The sequence below is a fragment of the Legionella brunensis genome (assembly GCF_001467025.1).
GTDB lineage: Bacteria > Pseudomonadota > Gammaproteobacteria > Legionellales > Legionellaceae > Tatlockia > Tatlockia brunensis.
In genome coordinates this window covers 69518-91863 of sequence record NZ_LNXV01000034.1, presented here as the reverse complement: position 1 = coordinate 91863, position 22346 = coordinate 69518, and the positions used below count along the sequence as shown (strand labels likewise).

Here is a 22346-nt window from a genome sequence, read left to right as displayed (position 1 = left end):
GGTATCTAAGATACTAAGGTCATAGTTAAGCAGGGGATGATGGCATTCTATACGCTACCAGAGTACATATCTTTTATTCTGAACTAGTTGACGTTTTCTGATAGGATGTGCTTTGGTGATTATTCTGAGCCATTCCCATTCCTTGAAGCTCATTTTTGTATGTATGAACGACATTTTCTCTTGCAGCATTTAATATACTTGAGATATTTACATTGTTCTCCTTAAGAATATCTACTACAGATTTTCCTTGAGCGTTTTTTTGGGATAATGCTTCCTCAACGTTTACTCCATTTTTTTGCAATTGTTTAATACAAGTTTTCATTAAATCCGGGTAGTTCTTTTCAGCTAAATAATGTAATAAAGTCGATTTATTAGCATCAAGGGTCAGAGTATTAAAATTAATTACCTCAATTAATGTCATTAAGTTTCTTGTACGCTCCCAATCTATATAAGTTGGATCGTATTTTTTAAAATCTTTATCTACTAAAGCTGTAATAATGGCGGCTTGCAATAATATGGGGTCAGGCGTAAAGTCCTTTCTGTTCTCCATCTGGTATAATGCATAAACCATATCTAATTTGTTATTCTGTAAGGCAATATCTAGCGCTAGTTGGTAGTGTGCAGGGGTAAGTTTATTTTGATTATTTTTTATAAAATCTGTTAGGTTTGAAGGGGAATTTCCAAACAGATGATGCCAAAGCATATTGCTCGGTTTTATATCATTCTTATACTCACCTTTGAGGACATTTCTAAACAGCCCTGTTTTATCTGTCATGTCTTCGGAGAGCGTTTTGCACAATTTTTCATATTCTTCTAAACTTTTCTTTCCATCTAGGACCTGGCCTACGGCTTGTGCCTGTGCAAATGTGTTATTGATGCCTTGTCCTATCTGATAATTCGGTGAACGATAAGAGTCCCCTGTTGATAAGTACCTGGTGTGTGCTTGCTGGTGACTATAAACTGCATGGGATGCTTCATATAATTCCGTTGTAAATGCCTGAATCTTAAGTTTATTTTTCTGCTTTGCTTTTTCTGGATTTTTCTGTGCTTTTTCAAGGTTCACTGGGGAGAAATCAATGATTGTATCATTCATATCTAACTTTGTATTTTCTGAATAGCCCTCAAGCGCTGTTCTGATAAATAAACTGACTTCTTCATAAATTATTTTCTCTATATCATTTCTTTTCTTATCGTCAGCTTTATTGTACTGGTTGATTAAATGGTACAAATAAGGTGGAAGCTCTGTCGCAAAACTACATTTGAATAAAGACTCATTATTTTTTTCATAGGAGTGCTCGTCAAATGTAAGCATCCCATTTAAAGCAAGAGTTTTTCCAACAACAAAAGTTTTTTCAGGAAAGTCTAATATTTCGCCTGTTTTGCTCTTTAAAATAAAATTGAAACTTCCATGCAAGTTATAGTCTGGGCCTTCTACTTTCTTATATTCAAAAACTTGAGGGGAAACCGGATAATTGTTCTCATGCCATTCATTAACTTTATTGGCTGCATGATGTTTAGTACCGTCTGCACCAATCAAAGTAGTAAATTGAATAGGCTTTGAATTATCTGTTATCTTTAGGATTCCTGTACTCATGTCAAGACTTTCGATTTTAGCATTTTCCCGAAATTGAATATTTCCTGTTTGATGTTCGGCAATTCTTCGTTGGATAAATTGCTCAATGTCTTTGATGGCAACTCGTGAGTGGCTTGAGGAAAGTTGTGAGAGAAATTGATTGTCTTTTTCTAAGTCACGGTTTTTATTTTTTTCGTCCTCAGATAAAGGCTCTTCCTTCTCCCCTTCTGTCCTTTTCTTCTCTGGCTTTTCTTTCCCCGGGACAAGCATCATTCCTTTAAGGTATTTTATACTCTCAATATCTAGAGCTACAAATTGAGTTCTTACAGGCAACAATTTTCGATCATTAATGACGAGTACAGATTTCCTCCGCTTTACTGCTTCGAAGGCAACCGCAAGTCCCGCAGGGCCTGCTCCTGATACTACTACATCATATGGCATATAAACTTAAGTCTAAGTGTGCGTATTTTTTAAGTATAGTTTGTTTAACGTGGTCTCATCATTTCATTGGCATTATTGATGGGATATCGGTTTATTTGGGGGATAGGAGAAGTCAGTAAAAGGGAGTAAGGCAAGCACAATTTATTGTTTCAAATTTGAGCTTTTTGTTGTAAAATAGCGTTATTTTTTGACAATTAAGTCACTTTTAAAGCGAGACTGTTATGATTCTAATTTTTTCTTATCCTCCACAAAGAAATATTCAAGTAAGCAAAGATTTTGAAACAACTGAAAGTTTAGATAAAGGGCTCATTGAATTATTACAATCTATACGAAAAGATCATGAAGAACGTTTTAATATGTTGGTGGGTGCTAGTCAACGAATTCCTTTCAAAGATATTGAGGAATTAAAAGAAGATATGCAGCAATTTTCACGATTAAAACTTTATGAGAAGAGCTTCAACGGTACCGCTATAATGGCTGAGCTTTATACAAAAAATTTGACTAAAATCTGGGGAGGCAGCGACCTGATTTTACAGCTGGAAATAAGAAAGTTAGCATTAACAAGACAAGAGAATAACCCTCTTAAGCAAGAGATAATTCTAAAGCTATGCCATAGTATGCGTAAATTTAAATCCATAGAAAGATTTGATGAAGAGGTAGCATTTAGATTTAATGCAGTTACATTAATGGATAATGACAAATTCCATCGTTCTAATGGGGGATATAGGTACCCAACTGCAGCGGAAAATTATCTGCAATTGAATTCTGACTATTGGGAAATGCCCAATAAAGGTCACGGCTTTTTTACCCTAAAAAATGGTGTGGAACCTGCCGATGCAATTAACTCAATTTTTGATGATAGTAAGCTTGTTGTGCTTGAATGTCATAGCATGATGCTTTGTATTCAATATAAAGCTTTATTGGATACCGTGGGTAAGGATAAGTTTAATCTTCTGTTCAAAGAGAAGCCTCTTATCATTGCTGATGGCTTTCGTTTAAGTGAATGGTATAAAGAAGATTTAAATGAAATGCTTCCTTATAGGAGTGATACCAAAAGAACTGAGGATTTAATTCCTGGAGACTGGTTGTATCTCTCTAATTTCCCTGAGTATAGTGCGGCTACTTTATATGATCCTTCGAAAGATGGTAGTGGTTTGCATTCAATGGCAATGGGAAATAATAAATATCGTGGATTTGGCGCTGATAAATCAATGACTCATGAAGAGGCCAAACAATATTTTTTGGAAGTTTATAATGAAGATTTTTGTGCAAATCCTATCGCTCTTACTGAGGCAAATATAGACAGTAGCACAATGGGACTTGATGGTGAAGAAGAGGCTTTAGAGAAAGGTGATGAAGTGGTCATTTGTGGGCATATTGATTGCCCTGTTGCCGCGTGGGCAAGAGTCAATTGCGTATATGAAGGCAATGGTCGCTTTAGCTGTGAGACACTGCAAATGAAAGATGCCTCTGAAAATGAGATTGTCTTGGCATTATTAGAAAAATATAATTCTTGTTTACCAAAAAGAAAAACGGAAGAAGATTTAAAAACACTTAATATCTTCTCAAGCTTGTCAACCAATGTTAGAAGTATAAATTTTTCAAGTGAAAGGTTTAACGCAATTTTCTTGGAGAAACCTTCTATGTATTCCGCTACATCCTCTGCGTTGTTTACACAAATCACAAGTACCCAGTTGCAAACTGATCTCAAAGAGAAGGAGATATTAAGTTCAATAAAAACTTAATTAAAATTGATATTGTTTTCAAAAAATTAAGTTACTGAGACTTAAGTTGATTGATAAGTGTTAATTTATTTATCTAAAAAATTGATATAATTAAATGGATGTAGGTCATTTTTGCATTGTTAAAACAATAGCAGAATGTTCTATTGATTTGACCATGAAGCAGTAATTTTTAACTACGGAAAATTAAGGAGCGCATCATGGATGTTAAGGAAATTATGACCCCTAATCCTGAGTATTTACTTGCAACCAGCACAATTGCTGAAGCAGCAAAAAAAATGCGTCAATTAAATACGGGTTTTTTGCCAATTGGGGACAAAACTACAGACAAACTTATTGGCACTCTTACCGATAGAGATATTGTGATTAGTGCTCTTGCCCAGGGTAAAGATCTTAATACGCCTGTTAAAAATATCATGCATAAAGGTGTCTTTTATTGCTATGAAACCGATGATATAAAGCAGGCTTCTAAGTATATGAAAAAAAATCAAATTCGCCGTTTAATTGTATTGAATAAAAGTAAAAAATTAACCGGGATTCTTTCCCTCGGAGATATCGCAGTAAATTGCCCAGAAGATAAGTTAAAAGGCGATACTCTGGAAGAAATTTCAAGACACTAATAAGATCAGACAAAGTGCAGCCTCGTAATAGCAAAAGCAGAGGCTGTACTTCACTTAATAGACCGCAATTGTAGCGGAGGAAAAGTCTAATATACGCAGATATTGCTAATGCTGCTTATATGATATCATCCCTCCCTGCAGAAATTTGCGATTTAATTTTTCCGTGACTTAATTTGTATTAGGCAAAATTCCCATGTTTTATAGAAAAATGTTGAAATCCAAAATCCATCGGGCTCGTGTTACGCATGCTGATTTGGAGTATGAGGGCAGTATTACGATTGCACCAGAGTTACTTTTTGCCTCTAATATTTTAGCTAATGAAGCGGTGAATATTTGGAATGTAACAGCGGGTACTCGTTTTGAAACCTATGCAATTACTGGCGAAAAAAATTCCACAGAAATTTGTGTTAACGGTGCGGCCGCCCATTTGGTAACACCAGGGGATATTATCATTATCGCTTCATTTATTCAGCTGCCAGAAGAAGCCTGCTACCAGCATAAACCTACTGTTGTTTTTGTCGATCATTGCAATCGATTGCGGGAAATAAGACCCGAAACTTTGGGTAAGAGCGAAGTAGTCTTAGAGGGCTAGAGGCGCATTATGAATTTCAACAAAATGCAAAAAATAGCATAAATACAATAAAATTCAATGAGTTGATTTAGGATAATTACTTTGAAATAGAATTGCTTTTTTAATTTGTAACATGCTATTTTTTAATTTTTGGGGGATAAATATGACTAATGAAAATTTAGTAATAAAAGCTTTAAAGCTGGTTTGGGATGAAGGGAAGAAATTTAATGAGAAGTATATTCCCGGCTTCTTTGCTCCTTACCGAAGCCCAAAAGACGCGGCTCTTAGTTTGAGTGCTCCTATCTATGCACCTTTGTTGTTAGGTTTTTTGACTGCAGCAATTGCTACAGTTACCTTGCTAGCCGCTATTATTAGTGCTGCTGCTTATGTCACTGCAGGGGCTGCACGTTTGTTAGGGAAACAGGCATTATTTCATAACGCTATAGATATTGGTGAGTTTTGTGGAATAATCACGGCAGTGGCTGCAATTCTGATTCCCTGTGCCGCTATCTTAACGGTTGCTTCACTGCCTCTCTCGATTGCTCATTTGTTTACCCGTGCTGGTGCAAGTGTAGTTTCTGCTGTAAGTGATTGCTGTAGTTCAGAGCCACCACCAGTAGATACGAATAAACCATTGGCTATCTAAGAATATTGGCCAAGGCAAGTAGTGGCTTGGCCAATAAGAATACCCCTGAAAAACAAACGGTTCATTCAATAATTTGATAATTGATTCGTTTAATTTTGCTTAACTCTAACTCCACATCGTTGATGCAAGAATGGAAACTTGCTCTTTGGAAATTTCGTTGTAGATAAGCATGTAAATAAGGCCATCTGGACTTCGAGAGGGGAAATCCGGATAAATACATATTTTGGAAGATGCTAGTGACTGCAATGTCGGCAATAGTGAATTGATGATTCACTAAGTAGGGTTTGGAAATGAGCTGTTGTTCTAAGTAATTAGCCACAGGGGGTAGTTTTTCTTGCAGAGCTATATTGATAGCTGCCTCATCAGGTTGTCGATTGCGATAAAGCGGGACAAGTACAGTTTGATAATAGCAAGGGGCAATCGCTTGGAATAAGGCGGTATCCGCATATTCTTCTAGCCACAACGCTTTCCCTAGTTCTTCTGGTTCTTGAGGATAAAAGGAAGGATTAGGATATTTTTTCTCAAGATAGAAGCAAATTGCTGAAGAATCTGCAAGGGTATAATCATTATCTTGAAAAACAGGGATTTTGCCTAATGGGCTGATGTTTTTAAAGCTCTCGGATACTTCAAGCATGGGATTAACTGGTTTTGTGATAAATTTCAGGTTTTTTTCTTGAAGCAAAATCCTGGGTTTGCGGACAAAAACAGAGGCAGGTTCACCGTATAAAATTTTCATAGGCAAGTTTTAACTAAAATGTTTGCTTAAGATAATAAGTAAATTATTTAAAATCAATAGGTTAATTTGTTGTAGGTATCGTAAAAATAGAATCGTTTAACGCCAATTGTGTAGTAAGAAATGATGGTGCTGTTTACATGCACCCCTTATTTATGTTTTGATTTTTAAAGGAGTTAATTGGCTACGAGATGATTTACTTCCTATATTTATTGCTATTAGTCCTAACCCTTGCAATAGCTCATCGCATCATTGTTCGGATTCTTGGGGGTGCCCAACAAAAGGGACTGCAGCACGATAATTTACTCAGCTTATTCGATGAGTTTGAATACGCGCACGATGATGGCGTTTGTTTTGGTTTTACATTAACCTGGGCTCAGGATGCGGCACTTGAGGCAGATGAATCCTTTTATCAGCGACTAAATCTGATTAAGCAAGAGAAACATCGCATTGTAAAAAAAGTTCAGCATGTGAATCATAAAATAAAAAACAAAGAAACCATCAACCAGCAAGAAGATCAGTTATTAGAGATTAAATCCTTCATCGAATCAATTTGCCTTGCCCAATCTCCGGAAGTTTATTCAGCAGTTTACGCACAACGACTTACCCAAAGTCATATTAATACAATACTGTCCTTAATTCGACGTAAGTTAGCAACTAATACAACAGTAAAGTGCTTTTTTGCCAAAACCATGGCTTTTCATTCTAAAAAAGAGATAAGCAATTATTTTAGACAATTAAGCCAACTGTTAAAGACAAGCGATAAAATAGCAATGGTATTGAGCTGTGAATCATGCAGTAGGGCTTAAAAAATATGGAGAAAATTGGTTATTTATCGATATCAATTTTCTTTATGAGCAGACAGAAGATTACCCTTACTTAATTCTTAATCACCAAGAATTAACTGAGCAACTTGGTGCAAGCTTCGAAGATAAGGATGAATTAATTTTTAATACGGATTTTATTGCGGCTAATCCTTCCCCTGCATTAAAAAACCGCCTGCAGAAGCTTAACGAAATCTACCCTGTTTTCCGGAAGCAGATTGCATATACCAACAGTCGGCAAGTTAGCTTTTTAGAAATTGGCGCTCAGAGTGGGGACGAAAAAACAGTGCAGAAGATTGTAAGATTAAATAATCAATTTAGCCGTCTTAAACCTGAGCAAATCAGTTCTGCTGCCTATTTCGCCATTAATAATAATCACCGGAGTATGCTAAAGATATTATTAAGCACGCATGGGCTTGATATTAATTTTCCTTGTCATCAGGATGGTTCAAGCCTTCTTGCAATCGCTTGCGATTTGGGGCATTTTCACCTTGTTAAAATGTTAGTCTCTTTTCCTGGGGTGCGCATTGATACAACTGATAATGAGGGGTGTACCCCGCTAATGATTGCTTGCAGGTCAGCGAAGACGCATGAAAATACAGCGTTATTTCAACTGTTGCTAGAGGGTGGTGCTTCTTTGAAGTTTAAAGATACACAAGGTGATGATGCATTGGCAATTGCCCAAAAAAACAATAATAAAGCAGCGATTACTATTATTAATAAATTTTCTGCTTTAAGGCTATCCCCCAAGAGTGAGGGGCTTCGCAAGCGAGATCAGGCAATAGCTCAAAGACGGTATTTTTCATTGCCTAAAGTTAGTAATAATTCACTGTTTGTTGCTAAGGAAAAAAATATTAAAAAAAGAGGTCCCGATGGTATTTTCACAAAGCAGTTGCGAGAGACTCCTGAAATTGTAAACGCTCAGGCAGAATCATCAACTACAAGTATGATGGTTTAGAAAATCTCAGTAAATTTATGAAGTTACTGAGTATCAAGTTAAGCTTATGCGTTCTCAACTAGATGCACCAATCACCTATACTTAAAGTGAGAGGTTAATGTTTTTTGGGGAAGGCTATGGATATCACGATTTTTTTGGCAAAGGTAATTGGTTGGTATTTTGTGATTGTAAGTCTTTGTGTTTTGTGTCGTCAGGATGCGGCGAAGTCTATGTTAGGAGATATTTTAGGGCAACGAGCTTTAATGTTTTTCATTGCGATAGTCACTTTAATTTTGGGCTTAATGTTGGTCGTAAGCCATAATGTTTGGGTGATGGGGTGGCCAGTAATTATTACCATAATTGCTTGGTTGGTACTGATTGCAGGTATCTTAAGGTTAGTTGCTCCAGAAGCTGCACTAAGAGTTGGGCAATGGTGGTTAAGAAACCCCCATGCTTTTCTTATTGCAACAGTTATTTATCTTCTTATAGGTGCTTATTTACTGTATAAAGCTTACTTTTAATAAATGCTAACTCTACTCACCAATAGAGTTTTTAAGACCCTGGTAATAGAAAGGGAGGGAACTATTTGTTCCCTCCATAATTACTCAACTTTGACTTTAATCTGCTTTTCTGGAGCTATTTCTTTTTTGGGAATCGTGATTTCAAGCACACCATTGTTGCATTTTGCGCTTATCTTAGTCCCATCTGCTGTTTCAGGTAGACTAAAACGACGATAAAATTGGCCTTGTGTGCGTTCTACTCGAGAATAATTCTCTTTAGTTTCTTTCTTCTCAAAATATCGTTCACCTTGGATGGTTAGCATATTTTTTTCCAAAGAAACATGAATATCCTCCTTTTTGACCCCAGGGATATCGGCAAGTACTACAAAACGATTGTCCTCTTCTTTAATGTCGACTGCAGGAGCCCATGTGCTGGTGTCAACATAGGAATAATCTTCGGATGGCCCTTTAAAAAAATGCTCTAAGAAATTAGTAAAATCCCTAGATAAATCTCTAGTTAATGGAAAATAATCACGTCTGTTAGTCATTGCTCTCCCTCCTGTTAATTTCTCTTATACATAGGCATGGTGGTAAATTTTGAAATTTCAAGGTCTTTAACTAAAGTTCATTGGCTCTCACGTTAATCTAAAAATGGTAGATAACTACACTGTCCTCATCTTGTAATTGGTAATCAAAACAAGTTTTCAAGATTTGTTCTAAACCAGGAGGTAAAAGATTATTGTCAAATTTTATTCCTGAAGGCTCGACAGAAACGGATGTTTTTATGGCGCTAGTTGTCTGCTGATTTTGAGATTCAGTAATAAATAGAATGTGGGTGTTAAACCCCTTAAGAAGTTTTGTCATTAGATTTGGGATTGGGCAGGAAATCATCGATGAACTAGATGATAAAGTTGTCAAAAGAACCATTGGAATATTAACCTCCACATTAATGGGCGATGTGCCTTCTTGACTGAGGTTTGCTGAAATCGTTGCTTTAGGAAAATAAATCTTAATTGGTGAAACTGTAATTTTGTTATTGGTGAGTAAAAAATTCATCTCTAATTCGTTAGGTAATGTCTCTGTAGGAATTAGAAATAGCTGTTCAATTGTTTGAGGATCAGAAAAAGAGCCACGAACATTGCCTTGTAGCATTTGATGAGTATCATTGAGCACAATGGATGCAACGTTTTGCCCTAAGGAAAAAGTTATATCCAGAAACTTCTCTTTTTGCGGATAAAGACCTGCTGAACCACTAATGATTTTCCCTGCAAGTTGACCATCTAGGTTCATAATGAACGAGCTGTCTGAGGGATTGCGTGTGATGGTAATTTTTTCAAAATACAAGGGGGGGGCAGAGGTCGCATAAATGATACGGATATTGTTCAGTTCAAGATGATCTATATTAAAAGCGTTTTCAGAGACAGTTTTAAGTGTGGCCGGGGGTAATTCTTTATGCTGTTTTGTTGCTTCTTCACTAGAGGAGTGTTCTCTGGGATAGCTTTCCTTTTGCATCGTCATTTTGGGGAAATTTGTAAGATCAATCACTCCTTTATCAATAGTGATATCATAAATATGCAAGCGCTTTTTAAATAATGCAAAAAAGGATAAATGAGCACTTGCCTCTTCTATCATGACAACTGGCTTATTTTTATAAGAATATTCAAGCCCTGTAAAACCTAATTTGAAATAAGGAAAGACACTGATTTTTACATGCAAATTAAGACGATTGGTTTTCGTATTGATGCCGACGATATCAGCGCTTTGTATAATGCGGTTGGCGATGTAAGTTAGTAAAAAGTTTAATCCAAATAAAAGAAGAGTAATAATAAGGGCTATAAGTAATAGTTTCTGTCCCCAGGTCCAATTATTTTTTCGTGTCATCATTTTTAAGTAACCACCATTTTAGTTGTAATCACTAATTATTTTTTTCATGCGTTCGGTTGCTTGAGTCAACTGCGAAATAATACCGGGTTCCTGTGCCGAATGGCCTGCGGCATCTACAAAAATTAACTCGGAACCTGGCCATAGTTTATGAAGCTCATAAGCACTTTTGGCAAGGGTAATTGTGTCGTAACGTCCGTGTACAATGATCAAAGGAAGATGATTAATTTTTTTAATATTATCAAGTAACTGATTTTCTCTTAGAAAGAAATGATTAACCGAGTAATGAATAAAGGTACGTGAGACGCCGAGAGTGAATGAGTCATTCGTTAAAAATTTTTCTAATTGCGCTGTTGAAATTTTTAGGAAAGAGCAAGTTAAATCATATCTTAAGAAGGCTTTTGCTGCGGGCATAGCGATATTGGGATCTGGATTCATTACTAATTGATAATAGGATTGAATTAAATCATGCTGCTGTTCTTTCGGTAAAAAGTCATTAAAGTCTTGCCAGACATCAGGAAATGTATTGTGCATCCCATACCATAAATGCCAATTTTCACTTTTACGGGCAAGAAAAATGCCTCTTAGAATAAAGCCAAGAACATGTTCTGGATGTGCTTCTCCATATGCGATGGCCAGTGTACTTCCCCACGAGCCACCAAAAATTAGCCACTTATCAATACGCAGCTTTTTTCTTAAAGCTTCTAAGTCTGAGATAAGATTATGTGTGGTATTTTCTCTCATTTCACCAAACGGCTTTGAATGTCTGGCGCCTCGTTGATCCAATAAAATAATGTGCCAAAACTGTGGGTCAAAAAATTTCATATCGTCATCGTTGCAACCTGCACCAGGACCACCATGTAACACTATCACGGGGATTCCTTTAGGATTTCCATATTCCGCATACCAAAGTTCATGCAGAGAGGAAACACGTAGATATCCTTCGTGAAAAGGTTTAGTGGATGGAAATGGTCGCTTTAGCGGCACTGCGGTAGTACTTTTACTAACTGTCATCCAGACAAAGGGTAAAATTAGTAAGGCAAAAAACAGCACAAGGTAAGAAGTTTTAAACACGTTGCTTATCCTTAAAATTCATTCGACCATCGAGCATTGAATCATGCTAACAGTCAGGATGATTATGTCAGTTTGACATGGTTAATTAATGAACTTAAAGCAGTCTCAGGATCATTGTTCTACAATGAATAGTATGAAAATGAGTGGTGCGCAAGCAATTCTTGAATCATTAATCTACGAAAAGGTAGACCTCGTATTTGGCTATCCAGGTGGAGCTATTATGCCTTTGTATGATGCATTATATGAGGTTCACTCTAAAATACATCATGTGTTGGTGCGCCATGAGCAAGGTGCTGCTCATGCTGCTGAGGGATATGCTCGGACAATGGGGCGAGCTGGTGTTTGCATTGCAACCTCAGGACCGGGAGCAACTAATTTGATCACGGGCATTGCCGATGCAATGCTAGACTCTGTGCCTTTAATTTGCCTGACTGGACAAGTTGCGAGTCCTTTCTTGGGAAAAGATGCGTTCCAAGAGGCAGATATTGTTGGTATGACGCTCGCAGTGACTAAATGGAGTTTTCAAGTAACTCAGACAGCAGAAATTCCTCTCGCCATGGCAAAAGCATTTTATTTTGCTCAAACAGGAAGACCAGGACCAGTTCTAGTTGATATTACTAAAGATGCTCAGTTGGGCTTTTTAGATTTTGCTTATCAAAAATTCCTGCCCCCAAAAGTATTGCCGTACCAAATTAGTCTGAAAGATGAAGAGATGCAATGTGCAGTAAAATTAATTAATCAGGCTAAAAGACCCTATTTGTTAGTTGGTCATGGAGTCTTACTTTCGCAGGGGGAAAAAGAACTTTTGCATTTCGCCGAAAAAACGGGAATCCCTGTTGCCTGCACTTTGCTTGGTTTATCTGCTTTTCCTCCTGATCATCCTTTGTATGTAGGGATGCTGGGCATGCATGGTAATTATGGTGCCAACTTATTAACCAATGAAGCTGATGTACTCATCGCTGTAGGGATGCGCTTTGATGATCGGGTTACTGGAAATCTTAAACGCTATGCTAAACAAGCTAAAGTGATCCACATAGACATCGATCCCTCTGAGGTAAGCAAAAATGTCCCGGTGCATGTCGCTTTAATCGCCGATGCAAAAAAGGCATTGGAGCAGTTGACGATGCTTGTCGAAACTAATCAGCATGATGATTGGCTTGAGCAATTTAAATCTTGTTATAAAGAAGAATTTGCCCAAGTCATTAGCAATGAAATACAGCCTACCAGTGAGAAAATAAAAATGGGAGAAGTGGTGCATTTACTTTCAAGAAAAACCCACGGGCAGGCGATTTTGGTGACAGATGTGGGGCAGCATCAAATGGTAGTGGCGCGGTACTATCAATTTATGCGCAATAACTCTCACATTACCTCAGGAGGCTTGGGCGCTATGGGTTTTGCATTACCTGCTGCTATTGGTGCCAAATTTGCGGCCAAGGATCGTGAGGTAGTAGCAGTTATTGGTGATGGTGGGTTTCAAATGACTATTCAGGAGCTGGGTGTTATTAATCAAGAACATTTGGCTGTAAAAATAATCATCCTGAATAATAGTTATCTAGGCATGGTTAGACAATGGCAAGAGTTATTCTTCGAAGAACGCTATTCATGTACTTCATTACAAAACCCAGACTTTATTAAAATTGCCGCAGGATATGGTATTCGCGCTCGTCGAGTAGAAAGTAGAGAACAATTAGAGCAAGCTATTGATGAGATGCTTGCAAGCAAGGAAGCATATTTGCTGGATATTGTTGTGGAACAACACAGTGTAGTTTTTCCTATAATTCCTTCTGGTGCCGGGGTTGATGAGGTGCGATTATCCTAAGGAAGTCACTATGAAATATATCTATGCGCTGTCTATCGTGACAGAGAATACCATTCGTGTGTTGCAGCGAATGGCTAGTATTTTTGCACGTAACCGTTTAAATATCGAACAATTGACAGTCTTTGAAACAGGCAATAAGGGCGTGTCACTTTGCAATGTCGTGATACATAGTGATATCGAAACAATGGAGCGTGCTATAAAACAGTTACGGCGAATTGTGGAGTTATTGGAGGTCAATGTTAATAGTCAAATCCCATTGATAGGTAGTGAAGTAATGCACAATCAAAATCCTGGTAAGGAGTCGCCGGGATCCTAAAAAGTAGAAGTCACCTGCTAAATAGATTAAACCATCCTTTATTCGGCGCAGGATTTGCGGTGGCTTGCGTCTCTTGTGGAGCATTGGCGTCAGTCCTCCAAAAAAAGGAGGTAATAGAAGAAAAGGTTCCTGTAATTGTTCCCATTAAAGAGTAAGAAGGTTGTTGTGGCAGTAGAATGGGATCAACTTTTTCTGTCACCAGCTCAGGCTCTTTAGTTTCTAGTAAAAGTGTCGCCAACTCTTTAAAATTACCAGGTCCCTCAATTGCGATACTCAGTAGATTAGCTAATTTCTCTTGTTGATCAGTTTGATTATAGAGGCCAATTAATTGTCGACGATTAGTAATAAACGGCTCAACGTGTTGGGGCAACCATGTTGCAAAGTTGTACTCCCCTTTAGCACGCCGCAATAACCCTTCAAATAAATTATCTACTGTTTCTCTGGTTTGTATTTCTGCTTTAGAGGGCTTTTGCCATTCAAAAATATTTAAGGCGTTGGCTAAGAGAGTAAGAGATGGAAGATCGGTAGTCGCATCAATGTGGGTGAGGAGGTTTTCTAAACTTTCTTGAGATGCTTCTCTGGTCGGTGGTATTTCTTGAGATACATTTACAGTAGTTAGTTCTTGTAAAATTAAAGTAGAGGAGTTCTCTGCCTTTGCTACATCACAGGGTATTACATATTGTGGGTTCCTGGGTTGTAGCCAAGTTTCCCAGCCATAAAAAAGGCTGCGTCTAAACCAAATACGAAACTCTGCTAAAAAACCACTAATGGTCGCCATAGTGGATTCAAATTCCGCTTCTTTTCGGGCTCTTTCTACCATTTTGGCTGTGTCAGAATTTTCATCGAGGAAAGGTAATCCTGAACATAGCGTAATTAAATTTGGATAGTCACCTTGCAAACCAAAATGGGCTACGGCTTGTTCAGCATCAAATAATAGCATTCCCCCACAAATCCGCTCATCGAATAATTCAGGATGAGTGAGTAGACTATCAAAAATAGTTTTCCTGGTGCTTTGAGCGACCTCAGAACGAGTTAGCAGCCATGTCGTGGAATAAGGTTTTTTATTTCGTTCTGTTAAACATCTTGCTGCAAGATAGTCAAAATAATCATTAATGCATCGCTGTAGAGATTCTGTTTTACCATGATAATGAATCAAAAAATAATCAATGGATGGCAGCTTTTCCGTATCTTTCGCTAAAACAGCAATTAAGGGATTGACCGCAAGGTCATTTAATTGAATAGGGGCGCTTTCCTCACCCACAAGCATTTTCTTCAATGTTTTCGTAAAAATTTGTACGAATCCCCGCTGATTTTCAGCACCTGTTTGGTCTGCTTGATTTATTTGAAGTGGGACTAGTTTTTGCATGCGTTTCAGATTTAAATGTCCTTCATCATAAAAAATGGAACAATCAGCAAATAGCGCGCTGCTGCGCAAATGATCACTCGTTGCTCTACCTAATTTTTTGCGTAAAGCAGAAAATGCTGCTCGCTCACTAAGTCTCATAAGTAAATGAATTGTTTGTGAGGTTAATGAAACTTTTTGCTCAAGTATCTTCTCAGTTAATTCGTTAATAAATTGGATGGAAACATCCTCAGATATTCCCTCATACAAATAAAGATGTGCTGCATAAACAAGATGGGATTCATGACATAAACCTAGTAAATTTTTAGCATCGACTAATGTTAATTTATCCAGATTTTTAATCAAAATATTAAGTAGATGGCGTCTTTTATCCTCGGAAATTTCAGCAAGTGAGGCGAGCACTTTTTGAGGAGCAAGTTTGAGTAATGCAACCAAGGGAGTAGCACTGTTAGGCATCGTTCCATAATAGCTTAGCCAGTATTTAATCAAGCAATCACTCTGTTCTCCCATAAGCAGTAAGAGAGACTCAACATAAGTTTCATCGAAGCGGTGAAAATTTTTAATGGAGCAAAATAAGCTTGCTGCTGCTTCAGGTTGTAGTTGTTTGAAGACCTCCGGTGAGAGAGAATCTAGATGTAATTGAAAAACAAGCGGTTGTAATCTGGGTGATAAACGCTTTTCTGCTGTAATTAAATTAGTAAGAAAAGATTCACCTTGGAGTTTTTCAATATAATCTTTGCGTCCTAGTAAATGCGCAATAATCATCGATTTAATCGCTTGATTAGAAATAATTTTTTGTAAATGGATTAGTTCATTTGCAGAAAGCTGACATTCATTGAGTAAAGTAAAAAAAGCCAATTTGCTGGAGGTATTTACGGTTATGGCCTTGATGTGGTTTTTCTGTTGCAAAGCAAGTTCAAGCAAATTAAGACGATTCATGGTCGAGCTTTTTATTTGTTCTTTTAGCCAATCCCAAGAAAAACCTAGAACAATATTTTCAATAGCCTCCTTAGTGATGGATTTTGCACGAACAATCCGCTCAAAAAGCCAAGTTGATTTTGCCGGAGTAATTGAGCTGGTGTGAGAAATGTTCTGACACAATTCGACAAGCAAGTCTTTATCTAAAATATGAGCTAAGAGCTTGTCAAGGAAGGAACAGTTTGTTAATTCCTTATCGTCAAGTTGTGTTAGCCAATTCAAGAAATGAGTAATTAAAATATTTTTGTCTTCGGCCAAGAACGATAATAAACAAAGCCAATGATAGTAAGTCCCTGGTTTTTGGATATTGATATCCTGGTGGAATTTATCCATTAATGAATTGTATGAAAGCATTTTTGCTTCAACAGACAAAAAATTTAAACAATAATCTAAATTTTGTTGCGCGCTATCGATTATCTCACTTCGCAGATTGGATTTCGTAAGTTGTTGTTGCAGACAAAACAGTGTTTCATAAAGAGATGCATCGGCACAAAAATAGGAATAATTTTCTTGTTGTTCCTCAGCGACATTCCACGTCGTTAACTCTTCAAGCGGCTTAATGTTAAAAGAAAGACGTTGCAAGATTAAGATTTTTTCGCATTCTTCCGGTGTTAATTGAGCGAATTGCTCAAGTGATAATTTTTCTAAAAAGGGTACACTATTATTTGTTTTGTCAGTTATTTTGCCGAGAGTATCAAATTCAGTATTCATCAAAGTTTGGCATTTTTCTCCAAAGCCAGCATAAATTATTTTTTGCAGTAACTCCTCGTATTTCTTGGGTTCCTGTAATGCCAATACGATGATTCGATTTAATAATTCATCTGTAATTTTTCTAAATAGCACATATGTTTTTTTTGTATCGAAATACAATTCATTCAAAAGATGAAATAATTTTATGCAGATTGAATCCGATTTGGTCGTTGATAAAAACCGTAAGTAACTATTCAAAATGACGACAGTACTGTCGATATTTTCTTTTACAATGGAATGAGAAAGATTAGTTAAGCGAGTTAGGTTTTGAGTGTCATTGAATGCACTAAATCCTAATACCATCAGCTCCTGATGTCTCAGAGCAAGCTCACTTTCTACGGCACTTAGCTTGCCTAGTTCCAAGTGAATCCAATCAACCTCCAGATAATTAGTAAGCTCTTTCGGAGGTAAGAGCGCTTGAATTTTTTGCCAAGGTAATTGGGTTCTTTTTGCTTGCAACGCCATAAAAAGCAAATTAGTTAAATGGGGTTGATGGGCAAACATAGCCGCATTTAGTTGCAGTCTCAAGACTTCTATAGATTGCGAATATAAAAATCGCATAACTTCCGGTAAGCTAGATACTGTTGCTAATTGTTTCAGTGTCTCATAGGCAACATGAAACTGCTTTAATTTGCTATGAATTTGAGTAATTTGTTCGGTGAATTCGTTATTAGGAAACTGAGAGAGTAATTGTATGAGTAGCTCAGATTTTAAAGAGCCTGCTAATGGAGAAAATAAGCAATATTCCAAAAACCATTTTCTGAATTCAACTTTTTCGAAAACCTTGGGTGTTTTAAGTAGAGCGGTCAATAAATTGCTTAATTGTAAAGCGGGCGAGAATTGTTTGTAAGCTAACCATTCCTGGTGTTTTTTTGCGGCAGTGCTTAATAGTTCAGTTTCTATCTCTTGTAGTGGCCTGGTTTGGCCATTTTTAATTCTGCCAAAGTAGGAATCGGGTATAAATAACTGGACTAATTTAGGGGGAGCAAAATGCTCCATCGTTTTTAAGCGATGTTGGTAATCCTTAAGGTAAGTAAAAATTCGTTGGGCATGGGTTGGGTAAGTGTCTTGAAAGGCTTGGTGATAATCAATAAGTAAATTATAGAGATGATTAAGTTGTGTTTCGGCCAAAGAGATAGAGTACTTATTGGAGAGTAGCGGTAAAACAAGTAGCTGATAAAGCTTGGTTTGTTCGACAGCTTTTTGAAATTCAGTATTGCTATTTTGATATTCATAAATAATTGCCAGCACTCCACCAAATAGTAATGGTAAGCGTTGTATCCATCTGGCGCTTTGTAGCATTGAACAAGCAACCTCTTGGCTTTGAGATAAAGGCTCTAGAAAATTGTTTAATTGGGAAACTTGTTCCAATAATTCAAACTGGACTGGAATGGCTTTTCTTAAAGTGTAAGGCTCTAAGGTTTGCATTAATTGAAATTGGCACAGCCACCCTTGCCAAGGGTTAAGTGCAGCCTCTCCAAGCAGAGAAAATAATAACCCCTTAGGTTCCAAGAACATCTCCAGAGTGGGGGTTTGTAGGTATTCATTGACACGGCGATTGAGAAAATGGCTTTCTTGAATCACTTTGCGAAGTTGCAGTTGACGTTTTTCTTGCGTGGTGTAATTTGCAAAAGCGGCAAGTGTTTGCGTGTCAACATTCATGGATTCAAGCCAACTTAAGAGAGGGATTTTTTTTTCATCTAGATAGTTAAAAATAGCCTCAACAAAAGTTACCTTTGCATGGGCTGGACTGTAACTATCTAAAATGCGTAATACTTGTTTCCCTGAGGTTATCTCGGCAATTAGCATATTTTGTTCAAAGTTATTGAGCGCTGTCATGCCATTGGGGTGTCGGGCTAACAAATCCACAAAAACAAAGCGGGTTTTACTCTGGCTATAGATGTTATAGAGCGTATTGGTTGGTAGTACTCGAGCAAGCGTCATGAGAGATGACCATTGAACATCTCCTAAGGTTGGCCGTTGTAATAAATCTAATGCCAACCCTTTTTGATTTTCAGGAGTTAAGGTTTCAAAAAAGATAGAAAATTGATCTTCATTCATTGTTTGCGGAGGAGCTGTTAAAAGCTGTTTTACAAAGCCTTGATAGCGCTTGTCGCTTGTTAATGTAGGGGGTAACGGTATAGAGGTATTTTGCAGTAATATTTTTGTCAATGGATGACGATCTAGTGCTTTGTTATCTACTTTTTCAAGCCAAGCTAAAGCAATATTGGCAAACTCCTGGCTAGTTAATATAGTGTTGGACCAGCGATTATCTTGCTCTATCATGTAGGACAAGGTATTTATCATCAATTGTTGCAACTCATGAGAGAAACCGCAATGCTCATTGCTTGACATTTGTTGATGGGTTAAGGCAGCAATGAGTTGTAAATGATCCAAGACAAGATTGCGGTCAACTCGTGTATCAGTGTGCAAATCATCAAGCGTTAGTAAGAGCATATTAAGCACGAACAGAGCTGCAGGAGTTAATGTAGATACTTGCAGATGTTCTTGTATTTGAATAATGAACTGGCGTTTTTGCTGACTTGATTCTTTGACCAGTTGTTGAAAAAGGGCTATGAAATGGACTGGTGCAGTTGCTCTTTTGGCTAGCTGAAGAAAAATGGTTGCTGCATGAGGTTTTAATTCGTCGAATTGATACATAGTATCAAGAAGACATTGATCTGGCGGTAACAAAGCAAACAAAGAACAATAGTTTAAATCCTCAAATTTAATTTGGCTCAGTAGCAGCTTAAACCAGTGAGGGAATTTTTCATGCAATCCTTTATCTCTACTTTCTTTGATAAGCCATTGCAGCTCTTCTTCCTTTAAAAATGGAATAAGTTCGTCAATGTTTTCTAAGTTAACAATGAATTGTAGAGCTTGTTCGAACAGTACAGGATTATTATTGCAATTGCTAATTTGCGCTATCAACTTTCTAACAAGTTGCACACTTCGGGTGATGTTTTGCTCCTTTAAATGGATGGCTACTTTTTGCCAGTTACTTTTAGTTGTTTCCTGGATTGATTTAGTCAAAATCGTGGCTAAGGCAGGAGGAGGTATTTGCTCCAAAGCATTGGTTTCTATTTGAGTTAAATACTGAGCACTAAGATGCGCGTCTTTGCTCTGAGAGATGTTAGAGGCAAGTTTTGCTAAAAAGGAATCAAAGCAATGAGTTGTAGTTAACTGGGTTGTTAACAAAGTAGTACACAGTTTTTCTTCATAATCCTCTGAGGTTGATTTTAATAGTTTACAACAAGCCTGTTTTAAACAGGTGAAATTCTTTTTCCCTTGTTCATCCAGGCTTTGTTGAGCACTTTCCAGGTTGATAAACAACGTTTGTAATTTCTTGGGTGAACTATGAAAGTGGCTCAATACCCCTAGAGCAATATTCTCAATTTTGGTCGTGTCAAAAGGAACAAGATTTAATACGCGATTAGCTCTTAACCTAAGATCAGCCGAGGCATTATTGACGAGATAGCCTTGTAGAAGATTGGGTGTAAAATCTTGAAATAGTGAAGAGCGAGAAGCTAGAGCATAAAAACAAATAGGGCTTTCTAGCAAATGAGAGGCTAGTTTCTTGGCGTCTTCACAATCTATCCACTGGTGCAAAGAAGCTTTCTCATCGGTAGTTGATTGTAATCGCTGGCAAAAATATTGTAAGAGTTCTTCTAGGGTACCGGTGTAATTATTGTCATCATTAACCTTGTCAAGGAGTTGAATAATAAGAGTGATTAAATTTTTATCATCAATGAAGGGTACTAATTGATCAAGAAAAGATTTATTAACAATTGGTGTATTTAAAAGTAAATACAAAAGTAAAGGTTGCCTGTCACTGTCTTTCAGTAACTCCACGAAGCAATGGAAATCCTCCGTCGCAGCATTATGACTTAGCATATGGAGGTATAACGCTAAAATCTCTTCACTTGAAAGAGGTTTAAGTAATGCCACTTGCTCAGGAAGTTTTACTGTTTTAAGTAAGTCTTGGCACGAGCCTAGTAGGCTTGTAATGTTAACTTTTGCGTTAAATAAAGCATTTAACCATTGATAACGAAGATTCACGTTATCATTAAAATTGCGGAAGATATTTTTAATGGTATCGTTAATAATTTCTTCAGACATAAGTTTAATAATTTCTGCTAAATCTGCAAAATGTTGTGTGGGAGTAGAGGATGCTCTTATTTTTTTTGATAAAACCTGGTAATAAGAAGATGGCAAAGATTCAATTTGATATTGAATGAGGGAGCGTAGAGCAATGATATGTCCATAAAGATTAATCAATTGTTTTTCATCTAATCGCTCTAGACAAGCTGTAGTTAAATCATCATCCCTTGCTCTGCTAGTTGTAATAAAATTGATAGTGACGGTTTTATCTCCATCATCAATATCATCAAGACAGCGAAGTATTTTGGTTTTATCACGACTTTTCTCGAATAAAAGATCAAGAAAACGAATTGTTTCAGCCAGGTTTTTATTCGCGTAGTGGGAATAAAATTTCTTAAAATAGAGACTTAGGCTATCTAAGGGCAAGTTGCTAAAAACATTTAAGAAAGATTCAGTAGCGGCAGCTTTGAATAAGGGATCTTGCAAATCATACTGACTATGTTTTTCTAATAACTCGGTTACCAATTCTCTTTGAATATTGGGAGTAATTTGTAATTTAAGACGTTTGATCATCAAAATGTTAGCAAGCTCATTATTCCCATGAACTAAGAGTTCGTATTCAGCATTTGAATTGGTAGCGCGAACGGTTAAAGCTGTCGCCAGGGCATCATATTTATTTAAATAGGTTTGACGTCGCTCTATAAAACGTTGATGTTGTTTCTCTCGAGAGTCAGTTGCATAAGTAGCTGCGATGGCTCGTAACTGAAAGGTAATATTGACTAATTCCTCTGTGGTAAGTGCCAGGCTTAAATAGCCAATCTTTTCATGACAGAGTGTGGGAGATAACAGCAAGCTACTGGCAAGCTTGCCTAAATGACGTTGAACTTCTGTAACTAAACTGCTTGGTGTATGGAAGTTGGAAACCACATAAGTAATTAAAGGAGCCAGCCAAGAAGGATTGCCATCAGCAGTTTCTAGTAATCGGCTATATAATCGCTCTCGTTGTATAGATGGGAGATGTTGTAATAAGAAGAGGATGTCTTCATTCTGATGGTGGGTTTCAATCCATAAGACAAGTTTGGGTAAACTTTCCTGCCAAAAACTCAGGGCATCATTGGTTAAAAGCACCTTTAACTCATTGAGAGTCTGCTCAGCCTTGGTTTTGTTCGAGTGAGATAGGGCATCAAGGGCTAATTGCAAGAGTATTTTGCTTTTTAACCGAATGCAATCGTCGATTGTTGAGTTTTCATTAAGTAGTGTTAATAGGATTGCAAGTTTATCGCAGGCTCGTTGATCGCTGAGTTGGTCAATGATTAAATGAAACGTGGCAGTAGCCGGTTGCTCTTTGATATACAGTTGCCGAGCCGTAACAATGTCGATTTCCGATAAAAATGCCGCCATAAAGTTATTGCTCATAGTCAACTCCTTGTCCTAAGACCTTCTGACCCTGAAATAAGTACTATTTTCTATAAAACGT

At 37.2% G+C, this 22346-nt stretch carries 15 protein-coding genes; 9 read left to right on the top strand and 6 right to left on the bottom strand.

Annotated elements, in window-relative coordinates; translation table 11 throughout:
- Nucleotides 1-73: 73 nt before the first annotated feature.
- On the bottom strand, nt 74-2014 hold the full coding sequence (locus Lbru_RS14040; protein ID WP_058442767.1) for an FAD/NAD(P)-binding oxidoreductase: 1941 nt from the start codon (nt 2012-2014) through the stop codon (nt 74-76).
- A 221-nt stretch (nt 2015-2235) separates the two neighbouring features.
- On the opposite strand from Lbru_RS14040, the gene Lbru_RS14035 reads away from it, so the two are divergent.
- The 4 genes from Lbru_RS14035 (at nt 2236) to Lbru_RS14020 (ending at nt 5593) form a co-directional block, all read left to right on the top strand.
- The gene (locus Lbru_RS14035; RefSeq protein WP_058442766.1) at nt 2236-3759 is read left to right on the top strand and encodes a hypothetical protein; all 1524 of its coding nucleotides are present in this window, start codon (nt 2236-2238) and stop codon (nt 3757-3759) included.
- A 197-nt stretch (nt 3760-3956) separates the two neighbouring features.
- The gene (locus tag Lbru_RS14030) at nt 3957-4376 is read left to right on the top strand and encodes a CBS domain-containing protein (protein ID WP_058442765.1); all 420 of its coding nucleotides are present in this window, start codon (nt 3957-3959) and stop codon (nt 4374-4376) included.
- 193 nt (nt 4377-4569) lie between these two features.
- Entirely contained in the window at nt 4570-4968 is a 399-nt protein-coding gene (gene panD / locus Lbru_RS14025) for an aspartate 1-decarboxylase (protein WP_058442764.1), read from the top strand.
- Between the two features lie 142 nt (nt 4969-5110).
- Complete coding sequence (locus Lbru_RS14020; RefSeq protein ID WP_058442763.1) at nt 5111-5593, top strand: hypothetical protein; 483 nt, start codon at nt 5111-5113, stop codon at nt 5591-5593.
- A gap of 61 nt (nt 5594-5654) precedes the next feature.
- Here the strand turns inward: Lbru_RS14020 and Lbru_RS14015 are convergent, their stop codons facing one another.
- Nucleotides 5655-6329: a glutathione S-transferase family protein gene (locus Lbru_RS14015; RefSeq protein ID WP_058442762.1), complete on the bottom strand. Its 675-nt coding sequence runs from the start codon at nt 6327-6329 to the stop codon at nt 5655-5657.
- 188 nt (nt 6330-6517) lie between these two features.
- On the opposite strand from Lbru_RS14015, the gene Lbru_RS14010 reads away from it, so the two are divergent.
- From Lbru_RS14010 to Lbru_RS14000, 3 genes are all read left to right on the top strand, one after another.
- On the top strand, nt 6518-7135 hold the full coding sequence (locus Lbru_RS14010; RefSeq protein ID WP_058442761.1) for a hypothetical protein: 618 nt from the start codon (nt 6518-6520) through the stop codon (nt 7133-7135).
- Nucleotides 7113-8108, top strand: a complete 996-nt coding sequence (locus tag Lbru_RS14005; RefSeq protein ID WP_058442760.1) for an ankyrin repeat domain-containing protein — start codon at nt 7113-7115, stop codon at nt 8106-8108. The genes Lbru_RS14010 and Lbru_RS14005 overlap by 23 nt, the downstream gene beginning before the upstream one ends.
- A 116-nt stretch (nt 8109-8224) precedes the next feature.
- Nucleotides 8225-8608, top strand: a complete 384-nt coding sequence (locus tag Lbru_RS14000; protein ID WP_058442759.1) for a hypothetical protein — start codon at nt 8225-8227, stop codon at nt 8606-8608.
- A gap of 80 nt (nt 8609-8688) precedes the next feature.
- On the opposite strand, the gene Lbru_RS13995 is transcribed toward Lbru_RS14000, so the two are convergent.
- The 3 genes from Lbru_RS13995 to pip form a co-directional block, all read right to left on the bottom strand.
- On the bottom strand, nt 8689-9135 hold the full coding sequence (locus Lbru_RS13995) for an Hsp20/alpha crystallin family protein (RefSeq protein WP_058442758.1): 447 nt from the start codon (nt 9133-9135) through the stop codon (nt 8689-8691).
- A gap of 97 nt (nt 9136-9232) precedes the next feature.
- Entirely contained in the window at nt 9233-10471 is a 1239-nt protein-coding gene (locus Lbru_RS13990; RefSeq protein WP_058442757.1) for an AsmA family protein, read from the bottom strand.
- A gap of 18 nt (nt 10472-10489) precedes the next feature.
- Nucleotides 10490-11542, bottom strand: coding sequence for a prolyl aminopeptidase (gene pip / locus Lbru_RS13985; RefSeq protein WP_202967556.1), 1053 nt, complete (start codon nt 11540-11542; stop codon nt 10490-10492).
- Nucleotides 11543-11666: 124 nt separating this feature from the next.
- Between pip and ilvB the strand changes: the two genes are divergently transcribed.
- Both ilvB and Lbru_RS13975 read left to right on the top strand, forming a co-directional pair.
- Nucleotides 11667-13361 (top strand): biosynthetic-type acetolactate synthase large subunit, encoded by a 1695-nt coding sequence (gene ilvB, locus Lbru_RS13980; RefSeq protein ID WP_058442818.1) that lies wholly within the window; start codon nt 11667-11669, stop codon nt 13359-13361.
- Nucleotides 13362-13371: 10 nt separating this feature from the next.
- Entirely contained in the window at nt 13372-13677 is a 306-nt protein-coding gene (locus Lbru_RS13975) for an ACT domain-containing protein (RefSeq protein WP_058442756.1), read from the top strand.
- 10 nt (nt 13678-13687) lie between these two features.
- Here Lbru_RS13975 and Lbru_RS13970 read toward each other — a convergent pair whose 3' ends face one another.
- A complete protein-coding gene (locus Lbru_RS13970; protein ID WP_058442755.1) occupies nt 13688-22285 on the bottom strand; it encodes a hypothetical protein in 8598 nt (2865 codons plus the stop codon).
- Nucleotides 22286-22346: the final 61 nt, after the last annotated feature.